This window comes from Chryseobacterium indologenes (assembly GCF_018362995.1).
In the GTDB taxonomy this organism is placed as follows: Bacteria; Bacteroidota; Bacteroidia; order Flavobacteriales; family Weeksellaceae; genus Chryseobacterium; species Chryseobacterium indologenes_G.
The window spans coordinates 1700955-1714599 of record NZ_CP074372.1 but is presented as its reverse complement, the minus strand read 5'-3'; the positions used below and the strand labels follow the sequence as shown (position 1 = coordinate 1714599).

The window sequence follows — 13645 nt, the reverse complement described above, 5'->3', positions numbered from 1 at the left end:
TAAATCATTAAAAATGAACAATAATGAATAATCAATTAAGTAATATAACAGTTCAATATCGAAAGTTCAGTAAAGGGCAGTATCTGGAGGATCCTGATCAGTTCAATGAATTTTTGGACTCCTTCGAAGATCAGGACCGTTTGTCCAGAGTATTGCTGCAGGGGGTAGGTGTTGTATGTGGCCTCAAACCAAAACTTATTTATAAAAACAGACTTTTAGATAGCATAGAGCTTTCCCAGGGAGCCGCCATTACAACCGACGGAGATTTACTGACACTGAGTAATACCAGCAAGACGAGTGAAGACTTGTACATGAGCGATCTGAAGACGGTTGATCTGGAAAATAAAAACTTTACCCATTTTAAAGCATATGATAATTTTAAGATAAAATATCCGGCATTTTACGAAGGTAGTGAGCAGATTGAACTATGGGAACTGGCAACAGCTCACGAAGCAAAGTCTGATTTTCAGCCTGTTAATAATCTTACAAATTTAGAAGACAAATACTTACTGCTGTATTTGGAAGATTATGAAAAAGAGGTTAAACCTTGTAGAGGCGTTGACTGTGATAACCATGGAATACAGCAGATTAGAAATCTTAAAGTATTGGTTACTACAGCGAGTGGCATCACTCATATTCTTGGGGAAGATGGTTTTTCTCTGCCCGATCCTGTAACGGGTGAGGTTAAGCCCAAAAGAAAAGACCGTCTTCAGCCTCATCCTTTGTTTATAGAGGATATCATGGAGCCTGTAAAACAAAACCGGATTATTTTAGAGCGTTTTGTTTCAGAAAATAGGCTGAATGTCTCTGATTTAAAAAATGCATATATCAAGGCGGTAGAGAAAGCTGATTATGGGAAGAGTGTTTTTGAAAAAACAGCAGCAATCGCCAAAATTCTAGGCGTTTCAAGTGCCAGCTATGACGTGTTCAAAGCATTAATAGACAGAGTTATTAATCAGGAAAAAGGTTTTCAGTATACTTATGATGTGATAAAGGATTTGATGGATACCTATTCTGAAATTGTAGAATTACTTCCTAAAGCATTTACTAAATGTTTCCCGGATTTTGCATCCTTTCCTAAACATATCATGCTTGGAAAGTTAATATCGGATATCCAATTGGATTCCTCAAGACACCAGTTTTATAATTCTCCTGCTTTAGATGATGAAAAAGCAACTCAAAAAGTTAAAACCTTAATCAAGCGTTTTAATCAACAGGTGGGAAGTTTTGATCCTGATACTATTATCAAAAATAAAGAACGGGTTAAAATTACCCCTTCGCAAAAATTAAATCCTCTGGGCAATAAGGCAGTTCCTTTTTACTATCATGTTACAGAAGAGTTTTTAAAAACATGGAATTTTGATAAGACAAGCAATCGGTCATCCGGCAATAATCTGACATTTGATACTGATTGGGTATTAATAGGAAACTCCGAACAAGTAAGTCCTTTAAATCTCAATATAGATAACTATTCGTTTTATAATATTGAAGGTCATCAGGGAATGGATTATCAGGTTGCTTTTGAACAGATAAAGGAAATCAAGGATAAGCAGCAGCTGGGATTTGATATTATGCTCTTGTCTTTAGAAGAATTGAAAGGAAATAAAGACCTGACAAAAGCTTATTTCAATGAATACGTAGAAAAGAACTCCGGATTAGAGCATAAACGAGGCGTTGAAAGAAAAGGTACTTTTATTATGGTGTATGATTCCATAAGAAATCCAAAAGTTATTGCAGACTTTTCGCTTCCATACATCTGTTGTACTCCAAAAGCGATCATCAAATTAAGTTTGCCAACTTCTGTTATCTGTGCTGAATCCAGCCCAATACCTTTTACAGTATCCCCTATGAATGGAGTGATCAAAGCAAGTGTTGGTAATGGCGTGAAAATCATCAATGGGCAATATGTCTTCGATCCGAAGGCTGTGGAAGAACAGTTCTATGGCCAGGAAATTACATTTACTGTGAATGGGAAAGCTACAGATTGCAGCATTAAGGTGATTTCAGAACCGGATGTAAAAATAGAAGTCGTTGAGCCTGTTATTTATCCTGGAGGAGATTCAACAGCAACAATAGTAAACGTTAAAGTTTCCGGGACAAATTTTGCAGATTATGATTACAGCTGGGATTTCCTTGGTAACGATGTCTGGGTTCCTATAAAACCGGATGTGCATGGATTTGTGAGCTATAAGTACCTCAATCTGGATCTGAAAAATATTCCGGTAATAAGAGTAAAAGTGGATGGCAGCGGCTGTATTCAGGACGTTATAATAAGAGACTGGTACGATGCTCCGGTTCGGTTAAGTTTAGCAACAGATATTATTTGTTCTGTATCTGATTCTATACCTTTTATTGACCTTTTCCCTACGAATGGGATTGTGAAAGCAAGTGCTGGTGCTGAAGCCAGTGTTGTGTCCGGCAATGGTAGTTATTCCTTCAATCCAAATGCAGTGAATTCTGCTTTGTATGGTCAATATATTACTTTTACTGTAAACGATAAACCAACGAACTGCCGTATTAAGGTTATTCCACCTCCTAAAGTTAGTATTAATTATACTGTTGATTATCCAGCTAACAGTTCAACAGAAACAACAATAAATATTGACGTTTCCGGACCATATTTTACAGAATATATGTACGAATGGGACTTCCTGGGGACCGGACAGTTTACTCCGCCAAAACCTATAAATGGTAAGATAAGCTATAAATATTCTAACCTGGATCCGAAAAATATTCCGGTGATAGGAGTGAAGGTAACTGGAGGAGGATGCTCTCAATACACGACTATAAGAGACTGGTATGATGCTCCGGTTCAATTAAGTCTGCCTGTGAGTTCTATTTGTTCTGAATCCGGGCCTGTATCTTTTAACGTAGTACCCAGCAATGGAGTTGTAGCAGCTAGTGCTGGTGCTGAATCCAGTGTTATATCCGGTTCCGGAGGATATTCCTTCAATCCGAATCTGTTGAATCCTGCGTTACATGGTCAGTTAATTACCTTCACTGTAAACGGAAAACAAACCAACTGCAGTATTAGGGTTATTACGACACCAAACATTGGGATATCTGTTAAATCTGTTGATTATCCGGCTGGTAATTCAAATGAAACAAAAGTAAACTTTGTCGTTTCAGGACCAGGCTTTACAAGCTATACTTACAGTGTAGATGGTAACCCGCTTTCTCAGCCGGATGCTAATGGAAATATGAGTTATACATTGATGAATGTAGATCCAAAAAATATCCCGGTGATCAATGTAAAGGTGAGTAACGGAGAGTGTACTCAAACCATTACGATAAGAGATTGGTACGTTGCGATCAAAAAGATAGACTTATCAGATAGTGTAAACTGCTGTCCTGCCACTCTGCCAATTATTAAAGCTGATGCCGGAGCGAAAGATCTGAGGTTTTCTTTAGAACTGGGGAGATTTGGATTAAAGGGATCAGGTGATGGAGCACCGGTACTTCTCTACTTCTGGAGCAAACTGGAAGGTCCGAATGTGAGGCTTATTAGTGACCCGGCTAACGGAGAGCTGATAGTTGAAGATTTAATTGCTGGTAACTATAAATTCCAGCTTCTGGTTAAGGATGCTAATAGTGATGCATTTAGTATTGATACAACAACTGTAACGGTGTATTGAGATTAAACCTAATCTGATATCATGGGGTGTTTTTTTCTTTAGAATGATTTCAACACCCCTTAGATATTGAATAAAATATAATATTAACAATAAAAACATAATATAATGGCAGCAGCAAAATGTGATGTTTCATTCAAAATAGGATATGAATCTTCATTGCCACTAACAGAGGCGACTGTGACTTATTTAAATCCGCCGGGACCTACCCATGATATAAAGCAATTGGTTACAACAGGTAATGCAATAAAGCTTAATGATATTCAAAATGATATTCAAACTCCAGGCACATACGAATTGGAAGTGAAACTGGCTGTAGGTGGAATTGTTACTAAGAGAGAATTTTTCTTGAACGTTGGGAGATGTAACACATCTTCTACTTGTTATGTTCCTAAGATTTATGATATAAAAGTGCTGGATGACGGCCAGATTGTAATGAACTACTGGGTGGATGATACCTCCAATCTTGCAACCTTGGAATATCAGATCGCAAGAGATCCTGATTTTACAGACATTATTTATACAAAGGTGGGCTTCAGTGATACTGCGTATACCCAATTTGAAAATATTGATATGAAAAATGGGAAAATTCCTGATAATACTAAGCTATATATAAGAATAAGAAAGTATTGTAAGCCGGATGGAATTTCTGAGTGGTCAGATGTTGTTCAGTTTGATTCTAAAGAATGGAGTGGTGCAGTAGAAGCCTATTGCTTGTCTGGTATAGATGACCTGAACCCAGGTCCTCTTTGTAATGGGACAGACCCTGCCTGGAAGACGAAAGTAATTTTGAAACCTTCTTCAGCAGATATAGGAACTTTGATTTATTTGACTAATGGTATGCTTGCAACACCAACAAATATAAAAGAATTTGAACCAAATGCACCCGAAAGCTTTAAAAGAAGTGGGATCAGATGGATAAGATTCCTAAGTTCAGATCTTAACCCAAGTGTCATTTATCGGGTAGATCCTGAAAATGCAAAAATAATAAGTATTGAAGACAAAGTGAGCTGTTAGAATATCTTATGATGATCTGAAATGCCCCGATAAAATCCTCAAGAAATTGAGGATTTTATTCACTCAGGCAATTATCTTCTGTTGTTTTTACGTCTGGTACTTATAATATTGAAAAGTTTTGCAACATCCTTCAGATGAATCTCGAAATCTTCATAATATTCATTCAGGGAATGAAGGGTGATAATGCCTTTCTCAACATCGTGGTTTACGATTCGTTTTACTAAAATTCCTTTCTCTTTGTGAACAATTACAAAATCCCACTTATCATAGTGCAGCTTACTCATCCAGTAATCCTGTCTGATGTTTCTGCATAGGATAATGTCACCTTCCAGATAACTTTCATACGATCCGTTATCCATACTGTCTCCTTTCACTTCAAAACACATGTATTCACCTCTGTGCTCTACATCGTCCGTAAAAGGAATAGTAGGTAAGCTTTCTATATATTCTTCATCAGCAAAATTACTCAGATAACCGGCTTGTGCATATTGATTTGCCAATGGAACGTGCATGATCTTTAAGTCTGAAAAAACAACCGGAGATGCGCTGTCATCATTGATTTCCTGTTGCTTTAACAGTAAATTGGTGACGAAGTAAGCCGTTGTTTCCGGTATTTTTCGTTCGCCTTTTTCCCAATACTGCACGGCCCTGGTGCCCACTCCTATAGATTTTGCTATATCAGCCTGCTTCATGTTTAGTTTCTTTCTGATTTCCTTGAATTCTAAATAGTTCATTTTGATATGTTTATAGTTATTTGTAAAAAAAAATGAACAAAATGTTCGTTTTTATTTTGAAAAACGAACAATGTTCGTATATTTGTTTCGTCATTATGATAGAACAATACAAATGTACAAAATTATATTTAGAATTTAATATTTTTTTAATATTTAAAAATGACATTTTTTACATGTAATTATCTGTAATTAAAAAAGTTAAAAAAATATTTTGTACGTAATGGATTTAAAATGTGAATATTTTCCTCTTTTATTTTATTCGGCAATAATTAGAATGAGGAAAATTTTAAAGAATCTATAAAATGTAAAAAGTGCGTTTTTATATATTGCTTTATTTGATTTTTGTTCGTTTGTTTGTTGTTCTTTTACTGATAAAAATGCGTTTATTCTTGATTGATACCTGAATAAAGCAATCATTTTACTCTTTGTTTTTCCTGAAAATAAAAACAAACCCAAAATGTAGAAGAACATTACTGTTCAACATATAAAATATCGATTAATTATAGTTGTCAATAAAGTTGCTATTACATCCTGAGTAACAAATGAAATTTAAAATAAAGAAGTCAGGGTAAGATAAATACCCGGTACCGGCTTCTGAAAAACAAAATTAATTGAATTAGAGATCTTTTTAAAAGGCGGAATGTTCGTCTTTAGGGATTCTTATGACTTTATGAAACGATCAACAGGTAAGAGAAGGAAGCCTGTCTGATTCAAAAAAACTTTTAAACCAAAAAACTTTAACCATAGAATATGAAACGTAGCAAAGAATTAGTCGAAAAAAGAAAAGATTTTGTCATTGATTATGTAAGACGTAATCAGGATAAACAAATGAAAGTGATTGTTAATGAGCTGATGGAAATGTTGTTTTTGTCTGAAAGAACAATATATAACATCATTCTTCAGCCATAACGCATGATCACGGAAGAAGCTCAGTCCTTACCATATTAATATAATGTTGTAATGTGAATATCAGTAAGATAATGTTTGTAGATAGTGTGTATTCATAATTCATTTCTTGAAATTATTCATTCTAAAAAGATAAAAAGGATTCCAGGTTATTGCTAAATCCTCAACAGCCATGCATCAGATTAAAAGGCTGCTCTGATATCTTTCTCAAATTTAAATTATAGGTAAAATATTAAGGTGAAAAACGGTTTTTGCTTATTAGTTCTGTTGTTTTAAATGAAACATGAATTGTAAAAAGGAACCGTTTGACCTTAGTGTATTGGAAGAGAAATCAATTAAAAAAACTAAAAAATCATTTTAAAAAATTCTAGAAGCCATGAAAAAGAAAGAAAAGAAAAAAAAGAAAAAAGATAAAGAAAAACTGAAAAAGCCAGGCAGAGATATCAGTGATATTATTGATGAGTTAGCTTATGCGGATGAGAGTGAAAATATCCGGAAAATCAGAAAATTTTTAGATGACATGTACATCCTTTCACAGGAATGAGTGAACATCTGAAAGTTGTTGAAAAATTAAAATTTTAATAAATAATTATATAGAAAATAATGACTTTGGATAGTATAAAAGCCCTTTTGATCGGAACTGCAATAGCATTTTCAGGAGGATTATTAAGGGTACTAGTCTCCATACAAAATAAAGAGAAAAAACAGCCTTGGGAGCACTTTATCACATTGGTGATAGTGGTAATAGTAGGTTTTACAATGAGCTATTTAATGAACAGAGCTGAGTTGCATGACAAATGGTATTCAACAGGGATATTATTTGTGCTTGGCTACGGTTATGATAAATTCCTGAAAATGATTACTACAAATCTCCCTAACTGGATTGATAAAGCAGTGAATCTTTTTATTGAAAACCGATATGGAGTGAAGACAGACAGACAGTCTGACGAAGAAGAAAAGAAAGGTGATATGAATTAAGAGAAAATCAATGGTGTGAAGATCTATCAAATGACTTGTAGGTATACTTAAATCATTACAATAGAAAAGATAGTAAAAAACTTTTTACTGCCATTACAGAATTGATCACTCCAAAAGAGTGATTGTAAAAACTTAAAAAACCAGAAAATTAAAAAACCAGAGAACAAACAAGGAAATGGTTCAGTGTTGCCTGTTTCTCAAAGTCAAATACCATTTCTATTTACTTACATTCTTAAAGAATCTATCACACACGGTACGATTTTTCTAACCCGGCAGGCACCCTATAAAGCATAACAGTTTGGTTGTGCTTTATAGGTCTTTTAAAACAATATGAAATTAAAAAAACTAAGTCAATGAAAGCAGCAAAACCTGTAGAAATAGACAATAAAGGCCATAAAAACCAGAGTCAGAAGCAAAGGTTGGAAGCTCAGGTTGTACCTCTGTCTGAGGTAGCAACGGCTAATGTACAAACACAGAAATCTGGAGAATCATCCGTTAAAAATGGATCATCAAGCCACAATGATAACTTGCTTAGTCTCAATGGTACTATTGCGGGTGTTCATGATTCACGAGATATTTATGGACAGGGATCAGAAAAAAAATATGGAAAACTCCAGGAAAGTCTATCAAAAACCGGCGATATCAATCATCCGGACACCAAGAATATTGAAAAAGGCTATATAGCCACTTTGAATAACAATCAAATACAAGATTATCATAACATCAAATCGGGAACTTATCTGCCCAAAACAGTACAAGAACAAGCTGTAGTATATCAAGAGAGCAAAAGCAGTCCAGAAGCAAAAGCAGATACGAAAGTTGCAGCAAAAGCCGTATCAAAGAAACCGGAAGTTGCTGCTGTAGAAAAACCTCAGTCAGTAACTGAAGAGAAAGCGGTAGAGGCTGATGCTGAAACTAAAACTTCTGCAAATGCTACGGACAATCCAGGATTTATAGAGTTAAGCGGACGAATCAGTGCTACGGCTCAGGTGCAAAAACGCCACGAACCTGCAAAAAAATCATCGGAAGATGCACAGGCCGCCGCGCCATCACCAGCCAATGAGCGTGAAAGTATGGCGCAGGCCAGTCAGGTAGATACAATGGATGCACAAAAACCGGGTACATTCAGTAAAGAAGATTTTAAAGCCTTATTGAAAGCCAAAATTGAAGACATTCAACTTCCGAAGGATGAAGCCGCAGCTGATGAGTTTGAGAAAAACAATAATATACAGGAGGTGAATCAGAGGGCAATGGGTGATGTTAAAAATGAAAAAAATGCCGCTTCAAATGATATTGCTACCACAACGGCTGCAAAACCTAATACAGCTGCACAGCCGGTTCGTTCTGTTGCAAAAATGCCAACACCTGAGGTAGGAAAAGCTCCGGGTACCCCAAATGTAGCCAAAGCAATGCCTTCTAAAAGAGACGCTGCAGGTGTGGAAAATCCGATACAGGAACAAACAGCAGGTATTGATAATGAAATGAAAGCTCATGGAGTTACTGATAATATGCTCGCCAATTCCAATGAACCTTCGTTTAAGAATGCTTTGACAGAAAAGAACAAAGCTCAAACCCAAAGTGCCGCCGCCACACAGAAGTTTAGAAACACAGAAGAAAAAGAATTATCGAAAACCAAGAACCAGGCACAGGCGCAGGCGGTTCATCATATCACCGGAATGCACAGTGCCCGTAAAGGCGGACTAGGCAATGCACATGGTGAGCAAAAGCAAACGGCTACCAAAGACAGCCAAAAACGTAAAGAAATTGCTGACCATATTAATAGCATTTATCTCAACTCTAAGAATGAGGTAGATACCATTTTAAATAGTTTGGATAAAACGGTAGCATCCAAATTTGACACAGGCAGTAAAGCAGCCAAAAAAGCATTTGAAGATCATATTGATAAAAATATGCGTGCCTACAAACTGAAACGTTATGGTGATGCTGCTAAAAGTTATGGTGCTCTAGCGGCTGCAGGTTTATGGATATGGGACAAAGTCACCGGATTGCCTAAAGAGGTCAATGCTTATTTCAAGAGTGGTAAAGAGGTATATATTAAAACTATGGACCGCTATATTGATGATATTGCTACCCATGTTACCAATCAGCTTAATGCTGCAAAAGGTAAAATTGCCAAAGGCAAAAAAGATGTACAAACCTACGTTAACAGCTTATCACCAAGTTTACGCAAGATAGGAAAAGAAGCAATTGCTGATATCCAAAGTAAATTCAACGCGCTGGAAGAAAGTGTAAACAACAAAAAAGAGGCATTAATTGATGTGCTCGCTAAAAAATATGCCGAAAATGTGGCTGAAATTGATGCCAGAATTGAAACATTGAAATCGCAGAACAGCGGATGGGTCAACAAAGCATTGGGAGCATTGAGCGGAGTATTTGCCTTTATCATTGAAATTAAAAACACACTTACCAATTTACTGGCTGGTGTTGTAGATGCAATCCAGGCAATCATCACAGATCCGATAGGTTTCTTTAAAAACCTTATTGCCGGAGTTTCTCAAGGATTTACCAATTTCGGGAACAATATCTGGACCCACCTTAAAACAGGTTTCTTCGGTTGGTTAACCGGAGCGATGAAAGGTATTTCTATAACGATGCCGGAAGATGTATTCTCATTAAAAGGAATTTTCTCCATCACAACACAGGTGCTTGGTTTAACATGGAGCGGCATTAGAGCCATCGGTTCTAAAGTGGTAGGAGAACCTGTAATGAAAGTTCTTGAAACAAGCTTTGAAATGGTACAAATTGTTCGTAAAGAAGGTGTTGCCGGACTTTGGGAGCACTTGAAAGATCAGTTTGCCGATCTGAAAGAAACCGTTATGGATGCGATTATGGATATCATCCAGACACAGGTAATCCAGGCAGGGATTAAATGGATCATGGGATTAATGACTCCGGTAGGAGCCTTTATTAAAGCTGCTATGGCGATTATAGATGTCGTAAAATTCTTCATTCAGCGTGCAGCACAAATCATGGAACTGGTAAAAGCCTTTACTGATAGTATAAAAGCAATTGCCAGCGGAAATGTAGGGGCAGTAGCCAAAGCTATAGAAAATGCATTAGGCAAAGCGGTTCCTGTACTGATTGGTTTCTTAGCTTCATTGTTGGGAATTGGCGGATTAGCAGATAAAGTTGTGGGGGTAATACGCAAAATACGTGAGCGTATTGTGAAGGCTATTACTAAGTTCTGGACTTTTGTGAAGGAGAAAGGAAGTAAACTGTTCGCCAAATTAGGAGTTGGAAAACTTGGATCCGGTAAGAAAAAAGAGAAAGTAGATGATAAACATATCAACAATATGGATTCTGAAATTACTCCGGAACCATTTACAATGAATGGGGAAAAACATACACTTACTTTTGAAAAAAGAAAGATTTACATGGCGAGTGAGAAAAGATTATTATCTGAAAAACTTGCCAGCGCAGCAAAATATGCTAAAGCTAATCCTGACGCAGAAGAATTCAATGGTAAAGGAGGAGAGGTTCAGAATGATATTAGTAATTTAAAAGCTGAAACTCAAAATGCTGAAAAAGAATTAAATGATGCTGAGCAAATGAAAGATAGTCAATCTGATAAAATTAAGAAAGTTGAAGAGTCTCAAAAGAAATTAGATAATTTAGCTTTAAGTATTTCAAGATTTGGAAGAAAATATAGATTGATTGATCTGGCAGATGGAACTGATTTACAAAACATAGGAGACCATGGATTAGTGGTTGGGCTTCACAATATACCAAAAGATGGAAAACCAAGACAGTCGCACCACGTGCCAGAAAAAGAATTAAGAAATGCTATTGTTAATTTGTATAAGAAAGTAGGACAAACATTAACAAAGAACCCTTCTTATGAAGATTTAGGAGAAAAATTCACCAAGCGAGCAGTTTCAATTACTAGCAAATTTAACAAAGCGGGAGATAAATTACCAGCGATTCTGATTCATGAAAAGACACATAAAGTTGGTGGTGATATGGGTATCCATAACGAAAAACTACAGGAAAAAGCCTTAAAAACGATAGAAGAAACAACCCAAAACAGTGGAGGTTACAGAGTGGTGATTTTTGATAAGGCGAAAGGTCGATTGGTTGCATCATTCAGAAAACATCACTTTGAAGGATTTGTCGAAAAGATACATAATATTATTAAAAGTGGAAAAAGTGAAATTGAAATCATTAAGGAAAGTGAAACTGGTATTATCGTAAAATCGGATAAACATACTGCTGAAGCAACGGGGTTAATTGCGAAAAGTATTAATACTGAAATTAACGATTATATTATTAAATTTGGAGTTAAAAATGATAATAATCAGATAATGGTAGATGAGGATATAATAAAAGAGCATAAAAGGGAAATTCTTAAACAGATTAATGAAACTGCTCAATACTCTTTTGAATATTCTTTAAATAATAGTTTGGATGTTTTAAAGGCTGCTTTAGAAGAACATAAGGAATTGGAAGGAGATCAGAAAACAAGAGAAAATGCCCTTGAAAAAGTAGAAATGTTATCGAGAGAAATCTGGGGAAATCATGTAGTTAAAAAAATAGATTAATCATGAAAATAAACAAAATTCATTCCGATTTAAAGGAAGTTTACAAAAATAGAGATATCAAAAAAAAATTTAATTTCACTTTTGAACATGAAGATGAAAAAGCGTTATTGATGAAGCTCTTTAAAAAAGGTTTTTGGTCTATAATGCCTCTTGGTTTTCAAGCAAAAAATATTATAGCTTTCCAGTTGATTCCTAATAAATCAATATATCACGATACTCCCATTGTATTATTTGACAATGTATATCACGAGTGTTTTATGCTTGCTCCAAATATAAAAGCACTTATACCTATGGCAAATTTGATTTATTTTGATGAAGATTTTTTTATCAAAAGATCTAAAGATAATATAGAAGAAACGATGATACTTTCTCAGCCATTTTTTGATTATTTCGGAGGTGGAGATCTGGAGTTTTTAAAACAATTTTTATTATCAGAATCAAATCTGGAGCGTTTTGAAAATGCTTCTGAATATAAAGAAGATTTTTACAAAGAATTTTGGAATCATTATTACAATACACCTGAAAATGCAAAAGCCTTTGAATTGTTTGATCAGCTAATTGATGACTGTATTTATTTACCAGAATACCAGAATACTGATTACGGACTTTGGAATAATTACATAGGGAATGTTCTTGCTAAAAGAGCATATTCAAGAATTACAATGGAACTTGAGGATAAATGGAAACATTACTGGCGCTGTGCGAAATTACCCCATGGCTTTGATTGTGATGATAGTGATATAGAAAAATACAGAATAGGAGAAGGGCATTCAAGTTCTCTGTTGGATCCCATATCTGTTTCATTTGATTCAGAACGAGAAAGTAAATTTGTAATTTTTCCGAAAGAAGTACAGGAGCACCCTCTCTTCGAAGCTACAGGAGCTATTAGAAAGGTAAGAGGTTATGCAGGTGATTTGCATATTAAAGCTGCTGTAATATTAGAAAAAGAGCATAACGATCCAATAGGTTGCTGGAATGCATTAATAAGTGCCAGTTATTGGGCAGGAAAAAGAGGAGATCTGGATACCGTAGAAATGTGTTGGGGGCTGGCGATTGATCTGTCCAGGACACATGGCTGGACAGAAATCTATAATATCTTATCAGAGCAAATGGAGTTTTATTATCGTTATAAAGATCAAGAATTGTAACATTTTGTAACTGTTTATAAAAGCGAAACTTCAATTAGAAGTTTCGCTTTTTCTTCTAATAAACTCACTCTTCCACAAATATAAATTACAGTTTTATTTTAATTGTATAACATAAAAGAATAATCAATACTTTTGAATACATCAAATAAACCAAAGTTAATAATCCATTAAAATCTTAAATATGAAAAAAATATTATTCTTTTGTTCCCTTCTCTTCGGCCTTTCAGTAGGTGCCCAAACTATAGAATCAGGAAGTCACGGTACCACAGGATATATTAAAACTGACGGAACTATAGAAAACAGCAGCCACTCCACTGTGGGATACATTAAAAGTGATGGGACTATCGAAAATAAAAGCCGAAGCACTATTGGCTACATTAAAAGTGACGGAACTATCGAAAACAAAAGCCATTCTACGGTAGGTTATGTAAAAAAAGACGGGACTGTGGAAAACAGCAGTCATTCCACCATTGGCTACATCAAAGACGATGGAACGGTAGAAAACAGCAGCCATAGCACGATTGGTTATGCGAGAGGAGTTAAAAAAGAATGGGCGGCAGTAGTGTATTTCTTTTTTAAACTGGATTAATCATCAATGCTGCGAAAAAGAAACTAACGTTAATTATATAAGTTAAAAAGGCTTGGATTTTATAATCTGAGCCTTTTTTATT

At 35.4% G+C, this 13645-nt stretch carries 9 protein-coding genes; 8 read left to right on the top strand and 1 reads right to left on the bottom strand.

The genetic code is table 11. From position 1 onward, the window contains the following. The first annotated feature begins 23 nt into the window (after nt 1-23). The gene (locus DYR29_RS07760) at nt 24-3635 is read left to right on the top strand and encodes a PKD domain-containing protein (RefSeq protein ID WP_213279997.1); all 3612 of its coding nucleotides are present in this window, start codon (nt 24-26) and stop codon (nt 3633-3635) included. A gap of 105 nt (nt 3636-3740) precedes the next feature. After that, the gene (locus tag DYR29_RS07755; RefSeq protein WP_213279996.1) at nt 3741-4649 is read left to right on the top strand and encodes a hypothetical protein; all 909 of its coding nucleotides are present in this window, start codon (nt 3741-3743) and stop codon (nt 4647-4649) included. A 71-nt stretch (nt 4650-4720) separates the two neighbouring features. Here the strand turns inward: DYR29_RS07755 and DYR29_RS07750 are convergent, their stop codons facing one another. After that, entirely contained in the window at nt 4721-5383 is a 663-nt protein-coding gene (locus DYR29_RS07750; protein ID WP_213279995.1) for a S24 family peptidase, read from the bottom strand. Between the two features lie 750 nt (nt 5384-6133). On the opposite strand from DYR29_RS07750, the gene DYR29_RS07745 reads away from it, so the two are divergent. From DYR29_RS07745 to DYR29_RS07720, 6 genes are all read left to right on the top strand, one after another. After that, the gene (locus tag DYR29_RS07745) at nt 6134-6292 is read left to right on the top strand and encodes a hypothetical protein (protein WP_156118456.1); all 159 of its coding nucleotides are present in this window, start codon (nt 6134-6136) and stop codon (nt 6290-6292) included. Between the two features lie 373 nt (nt 6293-6665). Continuing rightward, nucleotides 6666-6833, top strand: coding sequence for a hypothetical protein (locus DYR29_RS07740; RefSeq protein WP_156118455.1), 168 nt, complete (start codon nt 6666-6668; stop codon nt 6831-6833). A gap of 65 nt (nt 6834-6898) precedes the next feature. Next, nucleotides 6899-7267, top strand: a complete 369-nt coding sequence (locus tag DYR29_RS07735) for a hypothetical protein (RefSeq protein WP_142718266.1) — start codon at nt 6899-6901, stop codon at nt 7265-7267. A 353-nt stretch (nt 7268-7620) separates the two neighbouring features. After that, nucleotides 7621-11826 (top strand): hypothetical protein, encoded by a 4206-nt coding sequence (locus DYR29_RS07730; protein ID WP_213279994.1) that lies wholly within the window; start codon nt 7621-7623, stop codon nt 11824-11826. A 2-nt stretch (nt 11827-11828) separates the two neighbouring features. Then, nucleotides 11829-12974 (top strand): hypothetical protein, encoded by a 1146-nt coding sequence (locus DYR29_RS07725; RefSeq protein WP_213279993.1) that lies wholly within the window; start codon nt 11829-11831, stop codon nt 12972-12974. Between the two features lie 181 nt (nt 12975-13155). Continuing rightward, nucleotides 13156-13563 carry a 5-fold beta-flower protein gene (locus DYR29_RS07720; RefSeq protein ID WP_213279992.1) on the top strand — a complete coding sequence of 136 codons (408 nt, stop codon included), beginning with the start codon at nt 13156-13158 and terminating at the stop codon, nt 13561-13563. Nucleotides 13564-13645: the final 82 nt, after the last annotated feature.